Consider the following 25,995-nt stretch of genomic DNA (forward strand, 5'->3'; position numbering starts at 1 on the left):
CAGCCCCTCCTCACGCCCGGTCTGCCTTGGCGGGCAAGGCGCTGGCGACATCCGGATACCGCAGCCGCACCCTAAGCTCCTGCTTGAGCCGGGTATTGATCAGCCGGCGGGATTCATTCAGAAACGACATCATGGACGGGCTCAATACCTGGCGGGCTTCTTCACGGCTGACCCGTGCAGGCGCAGGCAAGCCCAGATAACCCGCCACCTGTTCGAAGTAATCGCCCATGGTCTGCTGGCTGTCATCCACGGCATGGTAAACGCGCTGTGGCCGCCCCCGGAACAACGCCAACCCCACAATGCTGGCCAGGTCATCGGCATGGATATGGTTGGTATAGCTGTCTTCTTCCGCCTTCAAGGCCGGCAAGCCCGCGCGGATTCTTGCATCTGGCAACCGGTCTGCCGCATAGATGCCTGGAACCCGCAAGATAGAGAGCCGGTGCAACGGGTGTATTCCCCATTGACGTAGTCGCCCCTCGGCAGAAACACGACGCTTCGCCCGCGCTGTTCCCGGCCTGACCGGGCGATACTCGGCCACCACTTCCCCAAGACAGTTTCCATAGACACCGCTGGTACTGATATACGTCAGATGCTGTGGTAAAATATTGAATTTGCTCGACGTTGCACGTCCGTACAATGGCGGTTTGCGTGCAGATCGACGGAGTCTGGCAATCAAATGTGCCGTCCGCAGGTCGTCTTCCCCTTCGTTGGCGGGAGGCGCCAGATGCAGGATATAGCGATATCCCTGCAAACTGCGTGACGAGACACGGATATCGTCCAGATCCCCGGGGAGTGGCGTCGCCCCCAGGGTACGCCAGGCGGCAAAAGCCGCCGGATTGCGCAGCAGCACATGCACCGTGAAGCGTTCACGCAACCAGGGCATGGCCCGTTTGGCAATATCCCCGGCCCCGACGATGAGCAAAACAGGTTTCTTGAATTTTTTGGTGTGGTACATCACCCGCCGCATCCAGTGAAAAGTTTGAAAAAGGAATGGTATGTCCTGCCAGGTAACACTGACCCCGAGTGGTCATCAGTTTAACGCAAAAGAAGGCGAAACTCTGCTGGAATCCGCAATGCGCGCCGGCCTGAGCCTGCCTTACGGCTGCCGTAACGGCGCATGCGGTGCCTGCAAGGGGACCGTCGTCAGTGGCCAGGTACGCCATGGCGACCATCAGCCTTCTGCACTGACCGACGAAGAACAAGCCGCCGGCAAGGCGCTGTTCTGCTGCGCGTATCCGGAAACCGATGTCACCCTGGAAGTGCGTGAAGTCCTGAGCGGCAAAGACATTCCGGTCAAGACCCTGCCATGCCGGGTACAGAAAATCGAAAAGCCGGCCGACGATGTCGCGGTGCTGTTCCTGAAACTGCCCGCCACCGAGCGTTTGCAGTTCATGGCTGGCCAGTACATCGACGTGCTGATGAAAGACGGCAAGCGCAGAAGTTTTTCGCTGGCCAATGCCCCCCATGATGACGAGTTCCTGCAACTGCACGTTCGCCATGTGGCGGGCGGTTCTTTCTCTGACTATGTTTTCAGCAGCATGAAAGAACGCGAGATTCTGCGTTTTAACGGCCCGTTGGGCACGTTCTACCTGCGTGAAGACTCCACCAAACCGATCATCTTCATCGCCAGCGGCACCGGTTTTGCCCCGATCAAGGGGATTGTTGAGCACGCGCTGCACGAAGGCTGCGACCGCCAGATGGTCTTCTACTGGGGTGCGCGTCAACCAAAAGACTTGTACATGTTTGACCTGGCCCTGAAATGGCAGGCCGAAAATCCGAACCTGACCTTTATCCCGGTCGTGTCGGATGCCACGCCAGAGGACAACTGGCAAGGCCGTACCGGTTTTGTTCACGAAGCCGTGCTGGAAGACTTTAAAGACCTGTCCGGCTACCAGGTATATGCCTGCGGTGCGCCGGTCGTGGTCGAAGCCGCACATACCAGCTTCACCAAAACCCGTAACCTGCCGGAAGACGAGTTTTTCTCGGATGCGTTCTTCTTGGCCAAAGACCTGAAACCTAAAGCGTAATTCCTCCGCTTGTCCGGGTCAGTCGGCCATCTGTCAGACTGACCCGCCCTCCCCCTCGTTTGATCTGCCTTTTCTGTTTCTCTGGGCGCACCATCCGCTCATCTGCTTGTCTAACCGGCATGCACACGGGTTTCTGACGTATTTTGACTATTTTTTGCTGTCGTGCAAAAAAACCCTTTCCAAAATACAAAAAAACAGCGATATTGAAATTGTAGGTATTGCCCTGATTTCCTGAGTAGTCACACTTAACGTAGTCCCTGCACAGGAGGTGTATCATGAGAAACCCTAATACCGATATCCTCGACGTACTGGAACGCTCAGACATGATCCAGTTCAACGGCGAATACGCCCGGCCAGAGTACCTGTTTGTGCCGGAAGAAGATGCACCATCGCACCCTGACGACGTGGTCCTTGAGCTGTCCATGGAAAGCGCAGAAGAAGATTTCACCCTGGCCGAACTGGAAAATGCCAAACCTTTGGGTGAAGGTGCCTACTTGCTGGAAAATCGCGGCCTGCTCCGCTGCCTGTCTTCTTTCATCCTGCACTGATACCTGATTTTATGGTTGTACCTCATCAAATGGCTGGCACCTGCCGGCCATTTTCATTTGTTTCAGATCATTCGGTTTGCCAAACCCAAGTGTAAATAATGATGTAAGTGCTTGACTTGCAAAGGTCAAACTTCTACATTTCAAGTTAATAAACAATTGTTCATTAACTATTGACCCCACAATGCTGACAGAAGCACCCCGACAGACCCGCCGCAAGGAAGCACGCCCGTCCGAGATACTGGATGCGGCCCTGCTATTGTTTGGCGAAAAGGGCTATGCCGCCGCCAGCATGGAAGATATTGCCCGGCAGGCAGGGGTGACCAAAGGCACGCCCTACAGGTACTTCCGCAACAAGGAAGACCTGTTCAAGGAACTGGTCAAAACGTCGATTAGCCCCACCGTCGCGGCCCTGACGCAATACATGGAAGATGCAAATGCCTTGCCGGTCGCGGTGCAGCTAAAAGCCATCGTGGACTACTGGCAGGTACACATTCTGGCGACCTCGCGTTCCATCATCCTCAAACTGATGGTGGCAGAAGCCGGCAACTTTCCGGAGGTAGCCCGTTACTACCAGACCGAGGTACTGGGCAAGATGACGGGTCAGCTGGCAGGGCTGGTCCAGCTGGGTATCGACCGCAAGGAGTTCCGCCCTGTTGATATTCACATGGTGACGCATAGCCTGATTGCCCCCATGGTCTATGCCGTCATCCAGAAACATTGTTTTCATTGCGAGCCGCACGGGCAACTGGGCGACTGGCTGACCCATGCCATTGATTTGATCATCACTGGATTGCAAGCGTCACCAAAGACCGCTGCGCCAGAACATACCGGATATTGTTAAAGGAAACGTTCATGCTGAACCACCGCATTACCCTGATTGCTGCCAGCCTGATCCTGGCTGGAACCACAATAGCGCATGCTTCCGACCTGATGGAGGTGTATCAGGCCGCCAGACAGCAGGACCCGACCTATGCTTCTGCCAAGGCGACTTATGAGGCCAATCTGGAAAAATACCCCCAGGCCAAGTCGGTACTGTTGCCACAGGTATCCCTGGCGGCCAATACCACCTGGAACCAGGTCAACAGCGACCCGTTCAGCGGTAGCAGCAGCACCAGCCGTTACAACAGCAACGGCATTGGCGTGACTGCCAAGCAAAGCCTGTACAACGGTGAAAATGACGCCACGGTTGCCCAGGGCCGGTTAACCGCCGATCTGGCCGAAGTCCAGCTCAAAGCCGCCAAGCAAGAGCTGATCCTGCGTACGGCCCAGGCTTACTTTGATGCCCTGACCGCGCAAGACAACGTGTTTTACATTCAGCAACAGAAACGGGCCATCAGCCAGCAATTGGCCCAGGCAAAGAAGAGTTTTGAAGTCGGCACGGCCACCATTACCGATACCAATGAGGCACAGGCCCGTTACGACCAGACCACCGCACAGGAAATCGCCGCCCAAAATGACTTGAACGTCAAGCTGGAAACCCTGCGTCAATTGACGGGCGGCCCGCTCACCCCGCTGGCCACCCTCAAAAATACCGCCGCCCTGCAATTGAATGGTGCCAACGATGCCTGGCAGCAACAGGCGCAGGACAGCAGCCTGGACATTCAGGCCAAGCAGATTCTGAAATCCATTTCGGCAGAAGACATCCGCAAGAACAAGGCGGCCAATTACCCGACCGTGGATCTGGTAGCTAACGTGGGTAAAAATACCACCCACGGCTCATCCCAGCCGGGCGAATCCCGCTACAACAATATCGGCATCCAGCTGACCATTCCGCTGTATACCGGGGGAGGCCTGAGTTCGAAATCGCGCGAATCCGTGTCCAGAGACGAAGCCGCACGGCAGGATGTGGAAACCGCCCGCCGCAACGCCATACTGGGCGCCAACTCGGCATACCTGGGTGTTTCTAGCGGTGCGGCACAGGTCAAGGCCCTGGAGCAGGCACTGGTATCCGCCGACAGCGTGCTGAAATCGACACAACTGGGGCAGGAGGTCGGCGTCAGGACCAATCTGGACGTACTGAATGCCCAGCAGAGCTATTACTCGGCCCAGAAGGATCTGTCTGCCGCTCGTTACGCCTATCTGCTCAGCTACCTGAAACTCAAGGCCGTCGCAGGCAAGCTGGACGAGACCGACCTGCAGGAGATCAACCAGCGTCTGGGGCAATGACAGCAGCGGTTTCAGTGCGGTTTATTGCAATCGCATAAGAAACCCCTTTCTGCAAATGGATGTTATGGTGCAGAATAGTATGGAAATGGCTTAGAATTGGCTAAACGCCTTATTCCGGGCCACATACTGATTCACCCTTATTGAGGATGCACCTCACATGCGCACTCGTGGCTCCTGGTTACGTGAAAGTCTGTTTGCCTTATTGATCATAGCGGGCTTTCTGCTGACCCTGAAGTTCACTTCCGTGCTGGACGGGCTGGAAGGCAAAGCCTACGACACCGGCCTGTCGCTGGCGACCCGTACCCCCAATCAGGAAATTGCCGTCATCGCCATCGATGACAAAAGTATCCGCAACATCGGGCGCTGGCCCTGGTCACGCGAGGTGATGGCCCGCTTCACCAGTCAGCTGGCCAGCGGCAACCCTAAGAGCATCGTCAATACGGTGTTTTTCTTCGAGCCACAGACCGACCCGGGCATGGCATACATCAGCAAGCTGATTCCGCTGGTGGCCAAGGCACAAGCCAGCGAATCCAGCAGCAATGCAACCGCCTCCCAAAATCAGGCACCTGCCACCGACCCGGCTGCGCCGGCACCGGCAGAACCCGCCACCCCGGCGGTTCAAGCCCCGTTCAAAAATCCGTACCTGCAATCCATCAGCCAGATTCTCAAAGAGGCTGACAAGAATCTGAACGTCGACAAAAAACTGGCCGATACGATCGACAAGGCCGGCAATGTCATCCTGTCTGCCGATTTTGTGCTCGCCCGTCCCGACGAGCCACTCGGACGTCCGGATCCGGAGCCGGATTACCTGACCCCGTTCCAGATCAGTGAAGTGGTCGATACCGGCAACAGCAACCTGCCGCTGGTTGCCCGCCAGGGCAGCTGGCCACTGGAAGCGCTGGGGCAAAAAGCCAACGCCATCGGTTACTCCATGTACCTGCCTGATACGGATGGCGTCGTGCGCCAGGAATCGCTCTACATGCATTATGGCGACCACTACTACCCGGCGTTGTCGCTGATTGCCGCTGCCCGGCAGCGTAACCTCAACACCGCGGACATCCGGGTAACCACCGGCGCACCGCTGCAACTCGCCAACCAGACCATTCCCAGCAACAAGGCCGGCCTGGTCAGGCCTTTCTTCTACCCTGGTACGAACCCGTTCCCGGTCGATTCGTTCTTTGACGTGCTGAACGGGGTCATTCCGGCTGAAAAATACCAGAACAAACTGGTGCTGATCGGTACCGTCGCCAGTGGCCTGGGAGACCAGCTGGTGACACCAGCGTCCGCGGCCACACCGCCAGTGATTGCCCTCGCCCATTCGGTATCGAGCATCCTGCAGGGAGATTTCATCCAGCAGCCGGCCTGGGCTGACTGGGTACCCATCGCCTGCATGGTTTTTGTCGCCCTCTATCTGATGTTTGCTTTGCCGCAGCTCTCGGCCAGAACCGGGGCGCTGGTCAGCCTGCTGCTGTTTGCAGCGCTGCTTGGCGGAGAAATCGGCCTGCTGGCCAAATCACTGGAATGGGTGCAGCTCACCGCGCCGGCGACGCTGCTGCTGACCGGTTATTTACTGATCACCACCCGCCACTTTCTGTTTACGGAGGACGGTAAGGCCCGTGCCGATGCAGAATCGGCCGAGAGTAACCGCATGCTGGGCCTGGCATTCCAGGGACAAGGGCAGCTGGATCTGGCCTTTGACAAGTTCCGCAAATGCCCGCTCGATGAATCGATGATGGATGTGTTGTATAACCTGGCGCTGGACTTTGAACGCAAGCGGCAGTTCAACAAGTCACTGTCGGTGTACGACTACATGCGCCACTTCAACCCGAAATTCCGCGACCTGCACGCCCGTTACGAGCGCGCCAAGCAGATGCAGGGCAACGTCATGCTGGGTGCCAGCAATGCGCCGGGCCAGGCGGGCACCCTGATTACCGAAGGGGCCGAAAAACCGATGCTCGGCCGCTACCAGATCGAAAAAGAGCTGGGCAAAGGCGCCATGGGGGTGGTCTATTTTGGCCGGGACCCGAAAATCGGCCGGACTGTGGCCATCAAGACCATGGCCCTGTCGCAAGAGTTTGCACCGGATGAACTTGCGCAGGCGCGCGCCCGTTTCTTCCGCGAGGCAGAAACCGCCGGCCAGCTCAACCACCCGAACATCGTGACCATCTACGATGCGGGCGAAGAACACGATCTGGCCTACATCGCCATGGAGTTTCTCAAAGGCAACGATCTGAACGAGTTTACCCGCCCGGAGCATCTGCTGCCGCGGGCTGACGTTTTCGACATCATGATTCAGATTGCAGAAGCGCTGGACTACGCCCACAAGCAGCAAGTGGTACACCGGGATATCAAACCCGGCAATATCATGTATGAACCCAAGAGCCATACCGTCAAGGTGACCGACTTCGGGATTGCCCGCATTACCGACTCCAGCCGCACCCGGACCGGGCTGGTACTGGGCACGCCTAGCTATATGTCGCCAGAGCAATTGTCCGGCAAGCGGGTGGACGGCCGCTCGGACTTGTTCTCGCTTGGCGTGATGTTGTACCAGCTGTTGTCCGGCCACTTGCCGTTTGAGGGCGAATCCATGGCCGAACTGATGTTCCGCATCGCCAACGAGCCGCCGCGCAACATCCAGGACTTCCAGACCGACCTGCCCAAATGCCTGACCGACATCTTGCAGAAAGCCCTGCAAAAAGACGCCGACCGGCGCTACCAGTCTGGTCAGGAGCTGGCCAAGGCGCTGATGCGCTGCAAACAGGAATGCAACCATGGCTAACCTGAGCGACGCACTGACAATGGTGGGCGAAACCCATGCCGGCATGGAGCGGGAACACAACGAAGATGCCATCTGGCTGGATGCCGGCATCGGCCTGGCCATTCTGGCCGACGGCATGGGCGGCTACAACGCCGGCGAGGTCGCCAGCAGCATGGCCGTTGCCTGCATGAGCACCGACATCCGCCTGAAACTGGACAACGCCACAGAGGCCAAGCGTGTCGCACTGGGTACCCTGGGCAATTATCAGCAGGCCCTGCTGCGGGATGCCGCGCTGTATGCCAACCAGGAGATTCTGGAAACCGCGCAGCGCCAGCCGGAATGCGCCGGCATGGGTACCACGCTGGTCGCCACCCTGTTTCACGATAACTATGTGTCGGTTGTCCATGTCGGCGATGCGCGACTATACCGTTACCGCCACGGCTTGCTGGAACCCCTGACCAAAGACCATTCCCTGCTGCAAGACCAGCTCGACAGCGGGCTGATCACCCCGGAAGCGGCCCGGCATGTGCCGTACCGGAATCTGGTGACACGGGCAGTAGGGGTTTCAGAGGAACTGGAAGTGGGCATCAACGGTTTTCCGGTAGAACCGGACGACCTCTACCTGCTGTGCTCGGATGGCCTGAACGACATGCTGACCGATGAAGAAATCAGCCAGGTGATCCAGCGTTGCGGCAATGACATGGAGCTGATGGCCGACTGGCTGATCCAGGCCGCCAACGATGCGGGGGGCAAAGACAATGTCTCCGTGATCCTGATTCGGGTAGAAGACGACTTCAAAGAGCGGCAAGGCCCATTAGACTGGCTGATGCCATGGCGATGAGGGGACAATGGCCAAGCTGATACTGAGCCTGGATGGCAAGGTTATCCGTGAGATCCCGTTAGCCGGGCAACGGATTACCATTGGCCGCAAATTGCACAACCAGATTGTATTGGACAGCCGGGCCGTGAGTGGCGAGCATGCCATACTGATCCGGCAGCAGGGAGAATACCTGCTGGAAGACCGGCAAAGCACCAATGGCACCCACGTCAACGGACAGGCAATCACCCGCATCCTGCTGCACCACAACGACAGCATCGGCATTGCCCGTTACCAGCTGACCTACCAGCAAAATCCGGAAACGCTGGGCAAGGCCGGTGAATTTGAAGACACCATCCTGATTGCCCCCATGGCACCCGCACCGCGCCGTCACTTGCCAGATGCCGTGCCATACACGGCCACCCTGCAAACCAGTACCAGCGCCTTGCGGTCGATGCCGTTACCGCCACCGCCGCCCCCTGTTGCCAATGCCCCCATCCTGCCCACGGCCAGAATCCGGGTCATCAATGGCAAAAATGCCGGGCGCGAGCTGGAAATCACCAAAAACTTCGTCACGCTTGGCCGACAAGGCGTCCAGGTAGCGGTCATCAGTCGCCGACCGCAAGGCTATTGCCTGACGCACGTAGAAGGCCGGCGTTACCCGTCGATCAACGGTCTCTCGATCGGCACCCAGGCCAAGCCGCTGACCGATCAGGATGTCATCGAGCTGGCCGGGGTATCGATGCGCTTCATGCTTGACCCGGACCTGCCAGGATAACCCCCATGAAACGCTTTCTGTCCTCGCATCGCTGGCCCATCTCGATCGGTGCATTGCTGCTGGCGCTCTGCCTGCTGGATATTGCAGGCATCCTGACCTTGCCCGGCGTACAGCGACTGGAAAGCATGCTGTACGATGTCCGCTTTAGCCAGTCTGGCACCCAGGGCAGCAGTGCCGATATCGTCATTCTTGACATCGACGAAAAAACCCTCGAAGAACAAGGCCAGTGGCCATGGCCAAGACAACGCCTGGCCAGGCTGATGGACACTCTGTTTGACCAGTACCATGTCCGGATGGTCGGCTTTGACATCACCTTTGCCGACCCGGACTCGCACAACCCGCTGCCCTTGCTCAATGATCTGGGGCAACACCAGCTGGCCAACAACCATGCGTACCAGGAGACGCTGCGCAAGATCAGCCCGGCGCTGGACCCGGATGTCCAGCTGGCAGCCAGCTTCAAGGGGCGCCCTGTCGTACTGGGCTACTATCTGAGTACCGACTCCCGACGCAAATTCGGCGTACTGCCCGCCCCGGTACTGCCACAAGACGTGATCTCGCCCGCCAGCCTGGCCAACATGCCTGCCTTTAGCGGCTACGGAGCCAATTTGGCCTTGCTGCAAAAGTCTGCGGCCAGTGCTGGCCACTTCAACCCCATTCCCGATGTCGATGGCGTGATCCGGCGCGTACCCTTGCTGGAAAAATACGGAGACGGGCTGTACGAATCCCTGTCGCTCGGCATGTATCGCCTGCTCAACCAGTCGCCCCCGATTCTGCCGGTCAGCCACCCCAGCGCAGGGGGTTATGCCACCACCGAGGCCCTGCTGGTGGGCGATTACCGGATTCCGGTCGATGACCGGCTCAATGCCCTGATCCCGTATCTGGGGTCGCAGCACAGTTTTCCCTACCTGTCGGTCACCGACGTACTGCAACGCAAAGTCCGCCCACAAGACCTGAACCGGAAAATCGTACTGATCGGTACGTCCGCCCCCGGGCTGGTCGACCTGCGGAACACCCCGGTCGCCAGCGTCTACCCGGGGGTGGAAATTCACGCCAACCTGCTGGCCGGCATGATCGAGCAGCGCATCCCTTACCGCCCCGGTTATGCCGATGGTGCCGAGATCATGCAACTGATCCTGATCTTCCTGATCTTGCTGCCGTTACTGATCCTGTGCTCGCCGCTGGTCGCCACCGGGGTCACCCTGCTAGTCCTCGCACTCGTCATCGCGGGCAACTACTGGCTATGGAACACCCAGCATATCGACATTCCGCTGTTGCGCAGCCTGCTGCTGATCACGATCCTGTTCATTGTGCAGATGAGCTTTGGCTACTTCATGGAAGCACGCAAGAAACGCCAGCTGGCTAACCGCTTTGGCCAGTATGTGCCGCCAGAAATCGTCGAGAAGATGAACGAATCCCCGGAAAGCTATTCGACCGAGGGTCAGAACCGGGAAATGACGGTCATGTTCTCGGACGTACGCAACTTCACCACCATTTCCGAGCACATGGCCCCGCAGCAGCTCACCGACCTGATGAACCTGCTGCTCACCGAGCTGACCACCGTGGTGCGCAAAAAGTATCTGGGGACCATCGACAAATACATCGGCGATTGCATCATGGCCTTCTGGGGTGCCCCGCTGGCCGACGAACAGCACGCCGAACACGCCGTGGCAGCCGCGCTGGACATGCAGGCCACCATGATCGGGCTCCGGACCCGGCTGGCCAGCATGGGATTACCCCCGATGATCATCGGCGTGGGCATCAACACCGGCAAAATGACGGTGGGCGACATGGGGTCCAGCTACAGGATGTCCTATACTGTGATGGGAGACGCCGTCAATCTGGCGGCGCGGATGGAATCCCTGACCAAGCTGTACGGTGTCAGCATCATCGTCGGGGATCAGACCTACCTCACCACCCGGTCGCGCTTTTTGTACCGGGAGCTGGATCAGGTCGTGGTCAAGGGCAAAGAAACCATCACGCATTTGTACGAACCCCTGTGCTACCTGGAAGACAGCACGCCCGAGCTGCAACAGACGGTACAGCAGTTCTCGCTGGTCCTCATGCACTACCGTGCCGGCGACTTTGCCAGTGCGCTGACCGCCTTGCAGCCTTTGCTGACCGAGGCGGATGAACACGGGCTTTACCGGTTATACCAGCAACGCATCAACCATTATCTAGCGCAACCGCCCGGAGAAGGTTGGGATGGTACGACCAGAATGGATGCAAAATAATGGACATACATGTATTGGGTTGCAGCGGTGGCATTGGCGACCATTTGCGTACCACCTCGTTCCTGCTGGACCAGCATACGCTGATCGACGCCGGTACCGGTGTGGGCGATCTGGATCTGGCGACGCTGGCAGGTATCGACCGGGTGTTCCTGACCCACGCCCACATGGACCACACCTGCATGCTGCCGATGCTGGTAGATGCCGCCATCGGGCTGCGCCACCAGCCGGTCAAGGTATACGCCACCAATGACACTATCCACACCTTAAAGACGCACCTGTTCAACCACGCCCTGTGGCCAGATTTCAGCAGCGTGCCTTCACCGGAAGCCCCATTTCTGGAATTTGTGCCCTTTAACCTGGGTGACGAATACCAACTGGATGCCAATACCTGCATCCGCCCGGTACCCGCCGTACACTCCATTCCCGCCGTCGGCTATGCGGTCACCTCGCATCAGCAGAGCTGGGTATTTAGTGGCGACACCAAAGGCGGGCCGGATTTCTGGCACGCCATCCGCCAGTTGCCCGGTTTGCGCTGGCTGGTCATCGAAACCTCGTTTACCAACCATGACCAGTCGCTGGCCGACATTTCCGGACACCTGTGCCCGGACAGCCTGCTGACCCAGCTAGACCAGCTGCCACTACAGACGGCGCTTGTGATTACCCACCTGAAACCGGGTGAAGAAGAGCTCATCATGCAGGAACTGCGAGCCAGCGGGTCTTATACCGGAGACATCACCGCCTTGCATCGCGGCCATCATTTCAATCTGGGTCATCAGCACGCCAGCCTGACGCTTAGCGTACAGGATGAAAGCAAGTGGCTGGAAAGGCTGAACCGCATCGGTACCGACCTGTCTGCGGAACGCAACCTGGCCACATTGCTAGAACGCATCCTGCTCGCGGCCAAAGAGTTTTCCGGTGCCGATGGCGGCACGGTCTACCGGGTTGTGGACCATCAGCTCCAGTTTGAAACCCTGCGCAACGATAGCCTGGGCTTTGCCATGGGCGGCACCACCGGTACCCCCATCCCGTTTCCGGCCATTCCGCTGGAGAAAGACGGCCAGCCCAACCATCATCATGTGGTCGCCCATGCCGCCCTCGCCGGCCGTACCATTAACATCGAAGACGCCTATACGGCCGAAGGGTACGATTTTTCCGGCACGCGCGCATTCGATGCCCAAACAGGTTACCGCTCGCAGTCATTCCTGACGGTGCCGATGAAAGACCACGACGACAACGTGATCGGGGTCTTGCAGCTGATCAACGCCAAACATCCGTTAACGCAACGGATCATCGGATTTTCAGCCGCCAAACAGCAACAGGTCGAATCCCTCGCCTCGCAAGCAGCCATTGCCCTTAGCAACCGTCTGCTCATCGACCAGCTGGAAACCCTGTTTGAATCGCTGATTACGCTGATCAACACGGCGCTGGATGAAAAATCTCCCTATACCGGTGGCCATTGCGCCCGGGTGCCCGAACTGACCATGCTGCTCGCCGATGCAACCGACCGCATCCAGTCCGGCCCGCTCAAGGACTTCCAGCTCAGCGAGAAAGACCGTTACGAACTCAAGATTGCCAGCCTGCTGCACGATTGCGGCAAGATCACCACCCCCGTTCACATTGTCGACAAAGCCTCCAAACTAGAAGCCATCCATGACCGGATAGAGGTGGTCAACAGCCGATTCGACATGCTGTGCAAAGACCTGGAAATTGCCTGCCTGAAAGGCCAGATCACCGAAGAAGAGGCACGCGCACAACAGGCCCGGCTAAACGAAGACCGCCAGCTGATCGAGCGTTGCAATCGCGGCGGAGAATGGATGAGCGACGAAGCCATCGCCGGCATCCAGCGCATCGCCAGTCAAGTCTGGACAGACCGTGACGGCAACCCTCAGCCCTTGCTGACCGCTGACGAAGTCACCAGCCTGTGTGTACGCAAAGGCACGCTAACCGATGCCGAACGCAACATCATCAACCACCACATCGTGGTAACCATCAACATGCTGGAAGCCCTGCCATGGCCGCCACACCTGGCCAAAGTGCCGGAGTACGCCGGCGGCCACCACGAACGCATGGACGGCAAAGGCTATCCCAAGGGGCTCAAACGCGAAGAGATGAGCCTGCAAGCCCGCATGATGGGCATTGCCGACATCTTCGAAGCCCTCACCGCCGCAGACCGTCCCTACAAACCCGGGCTCACACTCTCTACGGCGCTCAAGATATTAGGTAAAATGACGCTCGACCAGCACATCGACCCGGATCTCTTTGACGTGTTCATGACCGAAAAAGTCTATCAGACCTATGCAGACCAGTTTCTGCCGCCGCACCAGATAGACCGCATTGACGACACGCAGATCCCGGGCTGGAGCGGCTACCGACAACCCCAATAATCCGGACACCTGCCAGACGCTGGCGGGTGTTTTCCATGTTTGAACAGGCCATACCGTGCATGTAACCGGCAGTACACCCAATTTACCCGCCCCGGCGCCAGAGGCGCTGGCCATTTCCCGACAACTGGAAGCCCAGATCAAGGCCGAAATCCACGCCAGCCAAGGCTGGATACCCTTCGTCCGTTTTGAAGAACTGGCCCTCTATTCCCCCGGACTCGGCTACTATAGCAACGGCACCATCAAGCTAGGTCCGGATGGCGACTTTACCACCGCACCGGAACTGTCCGTCCTCTTTGGCCAGACCGTGGCCAACCAGATCGCTCAGGTACTGGACAGCACCGGCGGGGACATTCTGGAATTCGGCCCCGGCTCCGGCAAACTGGCGCTGGATATCCTGCAAGCACTGGAAGCCCGACAGCAACTACCGGCGCATTACTATCTGCTGGAAGTCAGCGCAGACCTGCGAGACCGCCAGCAACAGCGTTTCCGGCAAGAAGCACCGCACCTGCTACCGCGCTTGGTCTGGCTGGACCAGCTACCCGAGCAGTTCACGGGCGTCATTATCGGCAATGAAGTGCTGGATGCCATCCCAACCCATCTGGTGCGCTGGGAAGCCGACCGCATCGAAGAAATGGGCGTCAGCCTGGAAAATGACCAGTTTGTACTGGCCGCCCGGCCGATCAGCGATCCGCAACTACTGGAAAAAGCCCGGCAACTGCCAGTACACGCCCCTTACCTGAGCGAAATCCAGCTGCGCGCCGCCGGTTTTGTCAGTACGCTGGCCAACACCTTGCAGCACGGCTTGCTGCTGCTGATCGACTACGGGTTCCCGGAGCGAGAGTATTACCACCCCCAGCGTGACCAGGGTACGCTGATGTGCCATTACCGCCATCATGCCCACCCGGACCCGCTGCTGCTGGTAGGGCTGCAGGATGTCACCACCCACGTAGACTTCACCGCCATGGCCATTGCCGGGGTAGACAACGGCCTGTCTCTGGCCGGTTACACCAGCCAGGCCATGTTTCTGGCCAGTGCCGGCATCACCGACCTGCTGGCTCGGGCCGATCAGGAAGACCTGGCCAGATACCTGCCACTGACCAACCAGGCCCAGCGCCTGATGAGCCCCGCCGAAATGGGCGAACTGTTCAAGGTCCTGGCCCTGACCAAAGGCATTGAAGAACCCCTGCTGGGCTTCATGGTCGGCGACAGAAGCCATGCCCTGTAAATTAATCTTCACGATTTTTGGCGCAGGGGGTTGACAGCTTTTCGTATCGCATGGATAATGCGACCTCTCTTGGCGAATTAGCTCAGTCGGTTAGAGCGACGGAATCATAATCCGCAGGTCCGGGGTTCGAATCCCTGATTCGCCACCAAGATATTAAAAAGCCCGCTTTATGCGGGCTTTTTTCATTTTCGCCGTTATTCGACACGTCACCATCACTGGCAAAGTGCCCATGCTGTGATATGCTTAGTTGACGCAAGCCAAAGTAGAGCAACACCCATGCACCACCACACCCTGTCCAAATGGTTTTTCAGTCTGGCCCTCGTGTCAGTGTCTTCTTTTGCGGATGCAAAAGAAGTACTGCGCATGCTTGCATGGCCAGGCTATGCCGATCAGGATCTGGTAGAGGCCTTCGAGAAAAAATACGACGTCACCGTGGAAACCACCATTGTTAGTTCTGACGATGAAATGTGGGACAAGCTGAACTCGTCCGCAGAACCGCACTTTGATGTTTTTGCCGTCAATACGGCAGAGCTGCAGCGCTACATCCCTGCCGGGCTGAGTGTACCGATCAACCGGAACAACATCCCCAATCAGCATTTCCAGCTGCCGCAATTCCAGAAAGTTGAAAACATCCCCGGGATCGTGAAAGACGGCAAACTGTATGCCGTTCCCTATGCCTATTCCGAAATGGGACTGATCTACAACAAGAAGCTGGTCAAAACCCCGCCCACCTCCATGACCGCCATGTGGGACCCGAAATACAAAGGCAAGGTGCTGGCGTTTAACGGTAGTGCGCACAATTTCTCGATGACGGCGCTAACACTGGGTATTGCCGACCCGTTTCATCTGAACAATGTCCAGTTTGGCGAGGTGGTCAAGCGTGTAGCCAGCATGCGCAAAAACGTACTGAACTACTACAACCTGCCGGAAGAAGCCGTCGACCTGTTCATGCATCACAATATTGCGCTTATCTATGCCAACTACGGCACCCAGCAGGTCAAAATGCTGAAAGATCAGGGCGCGGATATCGGTTACATCATTCCGGCAGAAGGCGCGCTCGCCTGGCTGGATTGCTGGGCCATTACCAGCAAAGTGCAGAACAAGGCGCTGGCAGAAGCCTGGATCAACTACGCCATTTCCAAGCCCGTCAGCCAGCGTCTCAGTACCCGCTACGGCCTGTCCAATACGGTCAGCTACAGCAAGCCGCAGGATGAGCATGCCAAGATTGTCTGGCTGGAGCCCGTAGAAGACGCCGACAAACGCACCCGTCTCTGGGAGCGTATTGTCACCGGTTACCGCAAGGGCGTGCAGTAACCCGCCACCAGCACAGGTTACTGCCGCACCCATCCGCCGTTATACCTGATACTGCCCCACCGATTTCAGCATCCGGTCCACCGTGCCATGCAGGCGGCTGGCAAGCATTTCGGCATGACCAACCACTTCCATGTTCTGCTCGGTCACTTCCGCCATCTGGCTGACGTTACCGGACAACTCCACCATGGCATTTTGCTGCTCCACCGTAGAGTGGAAAATCTCGTCCACCAGCTGCGCCGTATGCCGCATTTCTGCATTGATGACATCCAGCGCCTCTTTGGCCTCCAGCACCGACGTCACACTGGAATCAACATGCGCCACCCCGTCCTGCATGCCAGTGACCGCTCGCGCCGTTTCATCGTGAATGCCTGACAGCATCTGACGAATCTCCTGGGTCGCCAGACTGGTACGCTCCGCCAGCTTGCGCACCTCGTCCGCCACCACCGCAAACCCCCTGCCCGCCTCACCGGCCCGGGCCGCCTCGATCGCCGCGTTCAGTGCCAACAGGTTGGTCTGGTCGGCAATATCGTGAATGACCGATGTGATACGACTGATTTCTGATGATTGCTGGCCCAGCGCCTCGACCTGGCGGGTAGATTCATTGATGGTTTCGGCCAGTGTCTGCACTGTCTGGCTGGCCAGGCCGGATCGTTCCGCACCTTGCCTTGCCGCCTCTCCGGACCGTAACGACGTCTCGCGCGTCACGCCGGCATGACCAGCAACCTCGCCAATCGCTACCGACACCTCTTCAATGGCCGCTGCTGCTGCCACGGTTGCCTGGGTCTGCACCGTAGCCGACTGACTGATCTGACCCACGCTCACCGCCACTGCCTGAGTGGATTCCCCTACATGCTGGGCCGCATTGATGATGCTCTGCATGGTTGCCCTGACGGACGACACCAGAATATCCAGCCTGCGCGATATCATGCCTCTTGGCGTGTGGCTATCCAGATCAATGCGCCGGGTCAGGTCCCCTGTCACCAGCAAATACTCCAGATGCGCCAGGAGCAGATTTTGTTCTTTCACCAGCCTGGGCAACGCCAGAAACACAAAGAAGCCTGCCAGTACCGCCACCAGACCGCCCAGCGACAGGCTCAGCACCCGCCACAAGGGTTGTGCAGTTGCCTCCCCCGCCAGCAGGGTACAGACCAATAGCAGGCCCGATAAGCCCATCAGCAAGGCAACCGCTTCCACTGAGGTCAGACGCTTGATCAAGGCACCCCGCACGCGGCTGGCACGCCCATGCAGGATACGAATCGAGCGATCCCCCGCCCGGACCCGACGGTATGCCTCTTCAGCTGCCGCCACCTCCGCCCGTGTAGGCGAAGTCCGGACCGACTGATATCCCACCACACGGCCTTCATGCCGCACCGGGGACGCATTAGCCACCACCCAGTAATATCCGCCATCCTTGCGGCGATTTTTGACCAGCCCGCGCCAGGGACGGCCCGCCTTCAGGTCTCGCCACATATCCTCAAATGCCTGTTCCGGCATGTCCGGATGCCGGACCATATTATGCGGCCGCCCCAACATTTCTTCTCTTGCATAGCCGCTGATGCGCGCAAAGGCATCATTCAGCTCGATGATGTTGCCCTGCAAGTCCGTTTGCGAATAAATGAACTCGCCTTCCGGTAACAAGGTTTCCTGATTGGTAACCGGTAAATTCTTTCGCATATGCTACACCCCTCTTTCACTTTGGCTTTTTGTACACATGACAACACGTGGCCGGGGTGCATTGACTTGACGACCTTGGCACGACCCGCGTGTTTATCTGTTGTTTTTTATTGGTTTAGCGAGAATTTTCTGAATATGACGTACTTGATAGCGAGTCTTCACCCCCAATAACCATGAAATTAGCATGGTTATACAGGCGTTTATTATTTTAATCTAGCGTTGAATATATCGGACGCAACAGCCATGCAGAGAAAACAACACCACAGCGGCCGGCAAACGGAAAGTCATCAGTAAACAAAGAGGGATATATACAAAGGAAGGCTGAAAAAGAAAAAGCCGCATTGAATGCGGCTTTTTCTTTGAACTGGTGGGTCGTGCGGGACTCGAACCTGCGACCAACGGATTAAAAGTCCGCTGCTCTACCAACTGAGCTAACGACCCGGCACTGCTAAAACTGTGTGCCAGCGTATTTACTACACTGCGGCTTTCGCCTTATCAGCCAGGACGGTGTGTCCAGCTAATAAAAACAGCTGCCGAGGGCAGCTGCTTCTTGAATAGATTGGTGGGTCGTGCGGGACTCGAACCTGCGACCAACGGATTAAAAGTCCGCTGCTCTACCAACTGAGCTAACGACCCATCCACAAGAGAACGCAACTATACAGGACGTACTTTATGTGGTCAACTATTTTTTGCCACTCACGCCTGATAATGTGTCGGGTCGCTTACGCCAGCATTGGCAAAGCCTTCCTTGCGAATACGGCAGCTGTCACAGACACCACAGGCACGACCTGCATCGTCGGCCATATAACAGGACACAGTCAAGCCGTAATCCACCCCGAGCGCCATGCCTTGGCGAATGATCTCGGACTTGGGCAAATCAATCAGCGGGGTAAGAATTTTCAGGGGTTCGCCCTCTACACCGGTTTTGGTGGCCAGGTTGGCCATCTTCTCGAACGCCGCAATATACTCCGGACGGCAATCCGGATAACCGGAGTAATCCACGGCGTTTACGCCAATACCAATTGCGCTGGCGTGCAGCACTTCAGCCCATGCCAGTGCTACCGATAGCAGTACGGTATTACGTGCCGGCACGTAAGTCACCGGAATGCCCTCGGTCGGAGCAGTGGGTACATCAATACTGCTGTCTGTCAGGGCAGAGCCACCAAACAACGCCAGATCCAGCTTGACGATGCGATGATCTTTGGCGCCCTGGGCCTCTGCTACCCGTCTGGCGGCATCCAGTTCCGAGCGGTGACGCTGTCCATAGTCAAAACTGAGCGCATACACGTCATAGCCTTGTGCTTTGACCATGGCCAGAACGGTGGCGGAATCCAGCCCGCCAGATACCAACACCACTGCTTTAGGGTTCATGCTGTTTTTCCTTTTGCTTCCAGAGAGCCCCCGGGGTTAGACACCGGGTTTTTCTCCCCATAAAATCTTGTGTAATTGTACCTGCATGCGCACCGGCAGTTTGTCACGGACAATCCAGTCCGCCAGATCAGACGGCTTGAGGCCATCCCAGATTGGCGACAGCAGCACCGGGCAACGGTCTGCCAGGTGATGCGTTTCGATCATGCCTTTTGCCCACTGGTAATCGGCCTCGCTGGTCAGTACAAACTTGAGCTCATCCTGCGCGTTCAGCAGCGGAAGATTCTCCAGCAGATTGCGGGATTCCTCACCAGAGCCGGGGGTTTTCAGGTCCATGATGCGCGAAACGCGCGGGTCCACATCACCAATCGGCATGGCGCCGCTGGTTTCCAGCGACACGCTGTAGCCTGCGTCACACAAGCGGTTCAGCAACGGCAGGCAGTTCTTTTGCGCCAGCGGCTCGCCACCGGTGACGCACACATAATGCGCACCGTATTTTGCAATCTCGGCCAGGATCTGGTCGTAGGTTTTATGCTCGCCGCCATAAAAGGCATACGCACTGTCACAATAACCGCAGCGCAGCGGGCACCCCGTCAGGCGTACAAACACGGTTGGCAAGCCAACCCGGCTGGACTCCCCCTGGAGTGAAAAGAATATTTCCGTGATCAGCACGGCATCTGCGATGGCCATAACGTTCTACTCAACAATTGATCTGAGACTCATTCCCAACATGATACATGGGCCAAGGAGCGATCTAAAGCCCTAAAAAAACAATGCCTGCCGGGTGTCACTGGCAGGCATTGGCACAACGACCGGCAAGATGCGGTTACTTTTTATTCGCCAACCGTTTTTTGGCCTGATCCGCCGCGCTGGTCAGCGGATATTTTGCCACCAGCTCTTCCAGCGTTTTGCGGGAGGCAGCAGCATCACCCAGCTCTTGCTGAGATGTGGCAATGTTCAGCATCGCATCCGGTACTTTGCCGGAATCCGGCCAGGTACTGATCAGCTTTTGCTGCTCGATGATGGCTCGCTTGTAGTCGCGCTGAGCGGTGTAGGCATTGCCAATCCAGTATTGCGCGTTGGGCGCATACTTGCTGTTGGGGTAGCTCTTGATGAAGCCGTTAAACCCGGAAATGGCAGCAGGGTAATTCCCCACCCGGAACTTGGCAAAGGCGGCATCATAGGTCGCGTTTTCCTGGGCCGGGTCCCCCGCTGGTGTCGCAGATGCTGCATTGGCGTTCGTCGCAGGTGTGGCGGCGACTGCAGCAGTAGTTCCCGTTTGTTCCAGCTTGCGCAGGCGGGTATCTGTATCCAGATACAGGTCCTTCTGGCGCTTTTCCATCTCGTCCAGACGATGCGCCTGCTCTTCAAGCTGCCCGGTCAGGCGGGCGATCTGGGCATTCTGCTGTTCAATGCGGTTGATCAACTCCAGCATTTTCTGGCTGTTGACGGTGGATTCCACTTTCCCCAGCCGGTCTGATAACTGCTGCTGCTCGGTACGCACTTCTGCAATCTGCTTACGTGCTTCATCGTCATCAAACAGACCCGCCTGACTTGTCGTGCCGTACATGAGCAACCATGCAGCAGCACACATCGCATACATGCGAGACTTCATGTCTTATTTCCCTTGGTACAAGAAATCTGCACGGCGATTCTGCGCATAGCAGTCTTCGGTGGCCTGTTCGCAGCGCGGCTTTTCTTCACCCAGGCTGGCGGCTTCTACACGCGCACTGTCCGCCCCCAATACTTCGATGGCTTCTTTCACGGCATTGGCCCGTTTCTGGCCCAGTGCCAGGTTATATTCACGGCTGCCACGTTCATCGGTATTGCCCTGAATCAGCAGTTTTGCCGCAGGGTTTTTCTTGAGGTACGCCGCATTGGCTTCGATCAGGCCTTTGAACTCGTCGCGCACGGTAAACTGGTCGTAGTCGAAGAACACACTGCCTTTTTGCAGGTTGGCAATTTCATCCCCGTTTTGCTTGTCCAGATCGACCTGGGCCATCTTGCCGTCATCCGTCACCTGGTTGGTGCTGGTGTCTGTCGATGCCGTACGGTTTTCTACCGGTGCACCCGCGCCATTTTGTGGTGTATTGCTTGCACATGCGGCCAACAGACCTGCCAGCAAAAGGCTACCTGCCAATTTCAAACCTTGCATCTTCATGTTCCTTTCCAGTTAACCCTGACATTGCGTGCAGGGATAAAAACCAACCATTTAAAGCGTATCTTGCCTGATAACGCCAGGGTCGGAAACCCTGCCATTTACATTTTCAAAGAGGGCAACACCGTTATCGCCCGGTGAAAGGCCCCCATGCGGGTTCACGCACATCCCCGGCGAGCTCGGTCAGCTTCTGCTTGACGCGCCCGTCGCTGGACACCGCGGCCAGCACGCCATGCCCGCCCTGCTGGGTGGCATACAGAATCAGCTTGCCATTCGGAGCAAAGCTGGGCGATTCATCATGCGAGGTGTCGGTCAGCAGTTGGGTCTGGCGACTGGCAAAGTCCATGAACGCCACGCGGAAACGTCCGCCCGCATTCTGGACAAACACCATGCCCTTGCCGTCCGGACTGATATCCGGAGACACATTGTAAGCCCCCTCAAAGGTTACCCGGCTGGCTGCGCCGCCTTCACTGCCCATGCGATAGATTTGCGGGCTACCGCCACGGTCGGACGTAAAATAGATACTGCCATCGGGCGCAAAGGTCGGCTCGGTATCAATGCCGTTACTCTGGGAAAGCCGCTTGGCTGGCCCGCCCTGTGCTGGCACGCTGTAGATTTGCGAATGTCCTTCCTGCGTCAGCACCACCGCCAGCCGGCTGCCATCGGCAGAAAAGGCGGGTGAGCTGTTGCTGCCCTTGAAGTTGGCCACGGCCTTGCGGTTACCGGTAGACAAAGACTGGACATACACCACCGGCTTTTTGGCCTCGAACGATACATAGGCAATCTGGCCGCCATCGGCAGACCAGGCCGGGGAGATGATCGGTTCGCTGCTGCTGACGACAGATTGCGGGTTATAACCGTCGGCATCTGCCACCTGCAGGAAGAAGCGTTTCCCCTGTTTCAGTACATAGGCAATTTTGGTCGAGAAGACGCCCCGGTCCCCGGTGAGTTTCTCGAAAATCCGGTCGGCCACTTTATGAGCAATGCGGCGCAACTGGGTAGCCGGCTGGTTGAGTGCCAGACCGTCGATCTGTTCGTGCTTGGCCACATCGACCAACCGGTATTTGACTACCGCCACGCCAGAGGCTTGTGGCTCGACCGTCCCGATGGCAACCGCCATGACGCCGCGCCGGGTCAGTTCGTCATACGGAATCTGGTTCAGGTCGGTTGGTGTCTGTGCCGGGGTAAAATCCACCAGCTTGAACAAGCCGCTGCGGGTCAGATCTGCCTTGACCACCGGAGTAATCAGCTGGGCATAGGCGTTTTCCTGGGCAAACGGCATGATGACCACGGGTATCTGGTTACCACCGGTACCAACCACCTCAAAATCCAGTGCATTCGCCACACGGGCGACCAACAGGGTGGACAGTATCCCCAAACCAATCTGTCTGACGTATTTTTTCATTCTCAGCATGTCGTCTCGTTCTGGTTAATGTTTATGTGTTCGGTGGTAACCGGTTATTCGCGCAGGCGGAAGCTGAATTGCGACTCCCTGCCCAGCGTCACGCCATCCGGTGGTGGTGGCAGGCGTTTTAACGCATGCAGGGCACGCTCCACCGCTTGGTCATAAGCGGGGTTCCCGCTGGATTTCAGTAACTGAACATCCAGAATTTCATAGTTCGGCAAAAACGATACGATAAACTTGGCATCGAGATTAGGCCCGCCCGGATCATCAAAGTTCACCCGCTGACGCACCAAAGCCGCTACTTTTTGCTGGTAGTCCGCCATGTCGCGCCCTTGTTTGGCACGCCCTTCGGCCAGTTTTCTGGCTTCTGCATCCGCTGCGGCCTTCATTGCAGCCTGTTCTTTGGCCCGGTCTGCCGCTTCTGCGGCCAGCTGTTTGGCCATCTCGTCCCTGATGGCTTTGCTGTTATCGGTCTTCAGCGGTTTGCTATCCGGTTTTTGCGGTTTCACCACCGGTTTTTCCGCCTCGACGGTTTTTTGGGGTTTGGCCGCCTTTGTTTTAGAAGCCGGGGCCTCTACCTTGATGCGGGCCTTGTCATTCGTCACCACCTTGGGCGCTTCCTTGGGGGTCTCTACCTTTACTTTGGGCTTGGGCTCAACCGGTGGTGGTGCAGTTTTTTCTACCGGCTTGCTTACCATTTGCTTGGGCGGCTTCACCGGTTTGTCTTGCGTCTCGCCCGGAATCCCGGCCCACAGCTGCGCCTCGACCGGCTTGGGTGGCGTGGTGGTCCAGGATGCGCCAAAGTACAACAGTACCAGCAGCAGCACGTGCGCCAGCAAGGCCAGCGCCACGCTGGCCGGATTCAGTCCGTTTTCGCGGAACCGGTTCATTTGCTGCCTTGCTGCTGTACCAGCAAACCGACCTGCTTGATGCCTTCGGCCTGCAGCTTGCTCATGACCATGACCACGGTCTCGTACTTGACGGTTTTATCCGCGCTGATCACCACCGGCAACTGCGGGTTTTCTGCCTGTTTTTGCTGGACTTCGGCAATCAGGGTCTCCAGCGGCATGGTTTCCACCTTGCCCTGTCCGTCGTTCAGGGTCACATCCCCGGTACCGTCATCCTTGATCTGGATTTGCAGCGGGCGCACGTCTACCTGGCTGCTCTGGCCGACTTCCGGCAGCTTGATCTGCCCGGTCTGCATCATGGGCGCAGCCACCATGAACACGATCAGCAGCACCAGCACCACGTCGATGAACGGCACCACGTTGATTTCGCTCTTGAGCGCGCGCCTTGGGCGTTTGCGATAGGTAGCCATGCTTAGCGGCTCGCCTGGCGCTGCAGGATATTGGAAAACTCTTCCATGAAGCTTTCCAGCTTGATCGACAGGCGGTCGATATCATGCAGATAGCGGTTGTACGCCACCACCGCCGGGATGGCGGCAAACAGACCGATCGCGGTTGCAATCAGCGCCTCGGCAATCCCCGGGGCTACGTGGGCCAGCGTGGCCTGCCCGACATTGGCCAGCCCGCGGAAGGCATTCATGATGCCCCAGACCGTGCCGAACAACCCGATATACGGGGAAACAGAACCGGTGGTTGCCAGAAACGCCAGGTGAGACTCCAGCCGGTCGATCTCGCGCTGGTACTCGGCGCGCATGGCACGCTGCACGCTATCCATCATGTCGCGCGCTTCTACGCCAACCTGTTTCTTCTGCTTGAGAAACTCGCCAAAACCGGCGGTAAAGATGCGGGACATACCGATGTTTTCATCGCCGGACTGGCTGGCATGCTGATACAGCTGGTTCAGGTCGTTCCCGCTCCAGAACTGGCGCTCGAAGTCGGCACTTTTGCTGGCGGCCTTGCGAATGGACACCCACTTGGAGAAGATAAACGACCAGGACATCAACGACATCAGCAGCAGGATAATCATCACCAGCTGCACAATGACGCTGGCCTGGGTGATGAGGTGAACAAATGACAAGTCGGTACTTGGATTCATGCAATTACTTTCAAGATATCGTGTGCTAACGGGTACAAATCATGAAGCCCCACAGGCAAGAGCGGTTCAGCCATCACCTTCCGGCTGGGCCACCGGCAAACCGAAGTGCAGATAGGCGGATGCCGTGGCCATGCGCCCCCGCGGGGTTCGCTGCAAATACCCTTGCTGGATCAGGTAAGGCTCCAGCACGTCTTCAATCGTGTCTCTGGCTTCGCCAATAGCGGCGGCCAGGTTATCCACCCCGACCGGGCCACCAGAGAATTTGTCGATCACCGCGGACAAAAGTTTCCTGTCCATCACATCCAGCCCGGCAGAATCGACATCCAGCATTTTCAGCGCATCATCTGCGACGGTACGGTCTACCTTGCCGTTGGCACGAACTTCGGCAAAGTCACGCACCCGCCGCAACAGGCGGTTGGCAATCCGCGGTGTTCCGCGGGAGCGGCGCGCAATTTCGAACGCACCATCCTCGCTGGTTTCCATGTTCAGCAAACGGGCCGAACGCGCCACAATCAGCTGCAACTCGTCCGGCGTATAAAACTCCAGTCGCGCCACAATGCCAAAACGGTCACGCAGCGGGTTGGTCAGCATGCCGGCACGGGTGGTGGCCCCTACCAAAGTAAACGGTGGCAAATCCAGCTTCACAGAGCGGGCAGCCGGGCCTTCACCAATCATGATGTCGATCTGGAAGTCTTCCAGCGCCGGGTACAGAATTTCTTCTACCACCGGAGACAAGCGGTGAATCTCGTCGATAAACAGCACATCGTGCGGTTCCAGATTGGTCAAGAGTGCAGCCAGATCGCCCGCGCGCTCTAGTACCGGGCCGCTGGTCTGGCGCAGGTTAACCCCCATCTCGCGGGCAATGATGTGCGCCAGCGTGGTTTTACCCAAGCCAGGAGGCCCGAACAAAAGGACATGATCCAGCGCTTCGCTACGTTTTCTGGCCGCCTCGATAAAGATGGACAGCTGCCCGCGGGCCTTCTCCTGGCCCACGTATTCGTCCAGCAGCTTGGGGCGCAACGCACGTTCCAGCGCCTCTTCTTGCGAACTGGCACTGACCGGGGCGATCACCCGGGCGGCGGGGTCAAACGAATCGGTTTCAATCATCCGGCGTTTACACCTTATCTTGGCAGGCTTTTCA

General features: G+C 57.7%; 22 protein-coding genes and 3 tRNA genes. 12 read left to right on the forward strand and 13 right to left on the reverse strand.

Annotation, left to right across the window (positions count from 1 at the left end):
• Window positions 1-10 precede the first annotated feature (10 nt).
• Window positions 11-955 carry a Rossmann-fold NAD(P)-binding domain-containing protein gene (locus F552_RS0107670; protein ID WP_026182499.1) on the reverse strand — a complete coding sequence of 315 codons (945 nt, stop codon included), beginning with the start codon at window positions 953-955 and terminating at the stop codon, window positions 11-13.
• A 40-nt stretch (window positions 956-995) separates the two neighbouring features.
• Between F552_RS0107670 and F552_RS0107675 the strand changes: the two genes are divergently transcribed.
• The 12 genes from F552_RS0107675 (at window position 996) to F552_RS0107735 (ending at window position 16,248) form a co-directional block, all read left to right on the forward strand.
• Complete coding sequence (locus tag F552_RS0107675) at window positions 996-2,027, forward strand: CDP-6-deoxy-delta-3,4-glucoseen reductase (RefSeq protein ID WP_018151151.1); 1,032 nt, start codon at window positions 996-998, stop codon at window positions 2,025-2,027.
• Between the two features lie 275 nt (window positions 2,028-2,302).
• Window positions 2,303-2,575, forward strand: a complete 273-nt coding sequence (locus tag F552_RS0107685) for a hypothetical protein (RefSeq protein WP_018151153.1) — start codon at window positions 2,303-2,305, stop codon at window positions 2,573-2,575.
• A gap of 181 nt (window positions 2,576-2,756) precedes the next feature.
• Entirely contained in the window at window positions 2,757-3,416 is a 660-nt protein-coding gene (locus F552_RS18745; RefSeq protein ID WP_018151154.1) for a TetR/AcrR family transcriptional regulator, read from the forward strand.
• Between the two features lie 11 nt (window positions 3,417-3,427).
• Window positions 3,428-4,741, forward strand: a complete 1,314-nt coding sequence (locus tag F552_RS0107695; protein WP_018151155.1) for a TolC family outer membrane protein — start codon at window positions 3,428-3,430, stop codon at window positions 4,739-4,741.
• 157 nt (window positions 4,742-4,898) lie between these two features.
• Window positions 4,899-7,520, forward strand: a complete 2,622-nt coding sequence (locus tag F552_RS0107700) for a serine/threonine-protein kinase (protein ID WP_018151156.1) — start codon at window positions 4,899-4,901, stop codon at window positions 7,518-7,520.
• On the forward strand, window positions 7,513-8,340 hold the full coding sequence (locus F552_RS0107705) for a Stp1/IreP family PP2C-type Ser/Thr phosphatase (protein ID WP_018151157.1): 828 nt from the start codon (window positions 7,513-7,515) through the stop codon (window positions 8,338-8,340). Before F552_RS0107700 ends, F552_RS0107705 begins: the two co-directional genes overlap by 8 nt.
• A gap of 7 nt (window positions 8,341-8,347) precedes the next feature.
• Window positions 8,348-9,094 (forward strand): FHA domain-containing protein, encoded by a 747-nt coding sequence (locus F552_RS0107710; RefSeq protein WP_018151158.1) that lies wholly within the window; start codon window positions 8,348-8,350, stop codon window positions 9,092-9,094.
• Window positions 9,095-9,099: 5 nt separating this feature from the next.
• Window positions 9,100-11,325, forward strand: coding sequence for a CHASE2 domain-containing protein (locus F552_RS0107715; protein WP_018151159.1), 2,226 nt, complete (start codon window positions 9,100-9,102; stop codon window positions 11,323-11,325).
• On the forward strand, window positions 11,325-13,709 hold the full coding sequence (locus F552_RS0107720; RefSeq protein WP_018151160.1) for an HD domain-containing phosphohydrolase: 2,385 nt from the start codon (window positions 11,325-11,327) through the stop codon (window positions 13,707-13,709). The genes F552_RS0107715 and F552_RS0107720 overlap by 1 nt, the downstream gene beginning before the upstream one ends.
• Window positions 13,710-13,764: 55 nt before the next feature.
• Window positions 13,765-14,934, forward strand: a complete 1,170-nt coding sequence (locus F552_RS0107725; RefSeq protein WP_018151161.1) for a class I SAM-dependent methyltransferase — start codon at window positions 13,765-13,767, stop codon at window positions 14,932-14,934.
• 71 nt (window positions 14,935-15,005) lie between these two features.
• Window positions 15,006-15,082: transfer RNA gene (locus F552_RS0107730), tRNA-Met, on the forward strand.
• 128 nt (window positions 15,083-15,210) lie between these two features.
• Entirely contained in the window at window positions 15,211-16,248 is a 1,038-nt protein-coding gene (locus F552_RS0107735; protein ID WP_018151162.1) for an extracellular solute-binding protein, read from the forward strand.
• A gap of 39 nt (window positions 16,249-16,287) precedes the next feature.
• On the opposite strand, the gene F552_RS0107740 is transcribed toward F552_RS0107735, so the two are convergent.
• The 12 genes from F552_RS0107740 to ruvB all read right to left on the reverse strand — a co-directional run bounded on the left by F552_RS0107740 (window position 16,288) and on the right by ruvB (window position 25,961).
• Window positions 16,288-17,922, reverse strand: a complete 1,635-nt coding sequence (locus tag F552_RS0107740) for a methyl-accepting chemotaxis protein (RefSeq protein ID WP_018151163.1) — start codon at window positions 17,920-17,922, stop codon at window positions 16,288-16,290.
• Window positions 17,923-18,287: 365 nt separating this feature from the next.
• Window positions 18,288-18,363 (reverse strand) — tRNA-Lys (locus F552_RS0107745).
• Between the two features lie 119 nt (window positions 18,364-18,482).
• Window positions 18,483-18,558, reverse strand: a tRNA-Lys gene (locus tag F552_RS0107750).
• A 60-nt stretch (window positions 18,559-18,618) separates the two neighbouring features.
• Window positions 18,619-19,293, reverse strand: a complete 675-nt coding sequence (gene queC / locus F552_RS0107755; protein ID WP_018151164.1) for a 7-cyano-7-deazaguanine synthase QueC — start codon at window positions 19,291-19,293, stop codon at window positions 18,619-18,621.
• Window positions 19,294-19,329: 36 nt separating this feature from the next.
• Entirely contained in the window at window positions 19,330-19,980 is a 651-nt protein-coding gene (queE, locus tag F552_RS0107760) for a 7-carboxy-7-deazaguanine synthase QueE (protein ID WP_018151165.1), read from the reverse strand.
• A gap of 136 nt (window positions 19,981-20,116) precedes the next feature.
• Entirely contained in the window at window positions 20,117-20,905 is a 789-nt protein-coding gene (ybgF, locus tag F552_RS0107765; protein WP_026182503.1) for a tol-pal system protein YbgF, read from the reverse strand.
• A gap of 3 nt (window positions 20,906-20,908) precedes the next feature.
• On the reverse strand, window positions 20,909-21,451 hold the full coding sequence (gene pal / locus F552_RS0107770) for a peptidoglycan-associated lipoprotein Pal (RefSeq protein WP_018151167.1): 543 nt from the start codon (window positions 21,449-21,451) through the stop codon (window positions 20,909-20,911).
• Between the two features lie 124 nt (window positions 21,452-21,575).
• Complete coding sequence (tolB, locus tag F552_RS0107775; RefSeq protein ID WP_018151168.1) at window positions 21,576-22,862, reverse strand: Tol-Pal system beta propeller repeat protein TolB; 1,287 nt, start codon at window positions 22,860-22,862, stop codon at window positions 21,576-21,578.
• A 44-nt stretch (window positions 22,863-22,906) separates the two neighbouring features.
• On the reverse strand, window positions 22,907-23,743 hold the full coding sequence (tolA, locus tag F552_RS0107780; protein WP_018151169.1) for a cell envelope integrity protein TolA: 837 nt from the start codon (window positions 23,741-23,743) through the stop codon (window positions 22,907-22,909).
• On the reverse strand, window positions 23,740-24,171 hold the full coding sequence (locus F552_RS0107785) for an ExbD/TolR family protein (RefSeq protein WP_018151170.1): 432 nt from the start codon (window positions 24,169-24,171) through the stop codon (window positions 23,740-23,742). Before F552_RS0107785 ends, tolA begins: the two co-directional genes overlap by 4 nt.
• A gap of 2 nt (window positions 24,172-24,173) precedes the next feature.
• Window positions 24,174-24,854, reverse strand: a complete 681-nt coding sequence (gene tolQ, locus F552_RS0107790; protein WP_018151171.1) for a protein TolQ — start codon at window positions 24,852-24,854, stop codon at window positions 24,174-24,176.
• Between the two features lie 66 nt (window positions 24,855-24,920).
• On the reverse strand, window positions 24,921-25,961 hold the full coding sequence (gene ruvB, locus F552_RS0107795; protein ID WP_018151172.1) for a Holliday junction branch migration DNA helicase RuvB: 1,041 nt from the start codon (window positions 25,959-25,961) through the stop codon (window positions 24,921-24,923).
• Between the last annotated feature and the right edge of the window lie 34 nt (window positions 25,962-25,995).

Source organism: Leeia oryzae DSM 17879 (assembly GCF_000376945.1).
GTDB classification, from domain to species: domain Bacteria; phylum Pseudomonadota; class Gammaproteobacteria; order Burkholderiales; family Leeiaceae; genus Leeia; species Leeia oryzae.

What these genes read in the sequence shown, in the direction of transcription:
- F552_RS0107710 (WP_018151158.1), top strand. Translation starts at nt 8,348, where the DNA reads ATGGCCAAGCTGATACTGAGCCTGGATGGCAAGGTTATCCGTGAGATC.
- queC (WP_018151164.1), bottom strand. Translation starts at nt 19,293, where the DNA reads ATGAACCCTAAAGCAGTGGTGTTGGTATCTGGCGGGCTGGATTCCGCC.
- F552_RS0107720 (WP_018151160.1), top strand. Translation starts at nt 11,325, where the DNA reads ATGGACATACATGTATTGGGTTGCAGCGGTGGCATTGGCGACCATTTG.
- pal (WP_018151167.1), bottom strand. Translation starts at nt 21,451, where the DNA reads ATGAAGATGCAAGGTTTGAAATTGGCAGGTAGCCTTTTGCTGGCAGGT.
- tolQ (WP_018151171.1), bottom strand. Translation starts at nt 24,854, where the DNA reads ATGAATCCAAGTACCGACTTGTCATTTGTTCACCTCATCACCCAGGCC.
- F552_RS0107785 (WP_018151170.1), bottom strand. Translation starts at nt 24,171, where the DNA reads ATGGCTACCTATCGCAAACGCCCAAGGCGCGCGCTCAAGAGCGAAATC.
- F552_RS0107735 (WP_018151162.1), top strand. Translation starts at nt 15,211, where the DNA reads ATGCACCACCACACCCTGTCCAAATGGTTTTTCAGTCTGGCCCTCGTG.
- ybgF (WP_026182503.1), bottom strand. Translation starts at nt 20,905, where the DNA reads ATGAAGTCTCGCATGTATGCGATGTGTGCTGCTGCATGGTTGCTCATG.
- F552_RS0107705 (WP_018151157.1), top strand. Translation starts at nt 7,513, where the DNA reads ATGGCTAACCTGAGCGACGCACTGACAATGGTGGGCGAAACCCATGCC.
- F552_RS0107740 (WP_018151163.1), bottom strand. Translation starts at nt 17,922, where the DNA reads ATGCGAAAGAATTTACCGGTTACCAATCAGGAAACCTTGTTACCGGAA.
- ruvB (WP_018151172.1), bottom strand. Translation starts at nt 25,961, where the DNA reads ATGATTGAAACCGATTCGTTTGACCCCGCCGCCCGGGTGATCGCCCCG.
- F552_RS0107700 (WP_018151156.1), top strand. Translation starts at nt 4,899, where the DNA reads ATGCGCACTCGTGGCTCCTGGTTACGTGAAAGTCTGTTTGCCTTATTG.
- F552_RS0107675 (WP_018151151.1), top strand. Translation starts at nt 996, where the DNA reads ATGTCCTGCCAGGTAACACTGACCCCGAGTGGTCATCAGTTTAACGCA.
- queE (WP_018151165.1), bottom strand. Translation starts at nt 19,980, where the DNA reads ATGGCCATCGCAGATGCCGTGCTGATCACGGAAATATTCTTTTCACTC.
- tolA (WP_018151169.1), bottom strand. Translation starts at nt 23,743, where the DNA reads ATGAACCGGTTCCGCGAAAACGGACTGAATCCGGCCAGCGTGGCGCTG.
- F552_RS0107695 (WP_018151155.1), top strand. Translation starts at nt 3,428, where the DNA reads ATGCTGAACCACCGCATTACCCTGATTGCTGCCAGCCTGATCCTGGCT.
- F552_RS18745 (WP_018151154.1), top strand. Translation starts at nt 2,757, where the DNA reads ATGCTGACAGAAGCACCCCGACAGACCCGCCGCAAGGAAGCACGCCCG.
- F552_RS0107685 (WP_018151153.1), top strand. Translation starts at nt 2,303, where the DNA reads ATGAGAAACCCTAATACCGATATCCTCGACGTACTGGAACGCTCAGAC.
- tolB (WP_018151168.1), bottom strand. Translation starts at nt 22,862, where the DNA reads ATGCTGAGAATGAAAAAATACGTCAGACAGATTGGTTTGGGGATACTG.
- F552_RS0107715 (WP_018151159.1), top strand. Translation starts at nt 9,100, where the DNA reads ATGAAACGCTTTCTGTCCTCGCATCGCTGGCCCATCTCGATCGGTGCA.
- F552_RS0107670 (WP_026182499.1), bottom strand. Translation starts at nt 955, where the DNA reads ATGTACCACACCAAAAAATTCAAGAAACCTGTTTTGCTCATCGTCGGG.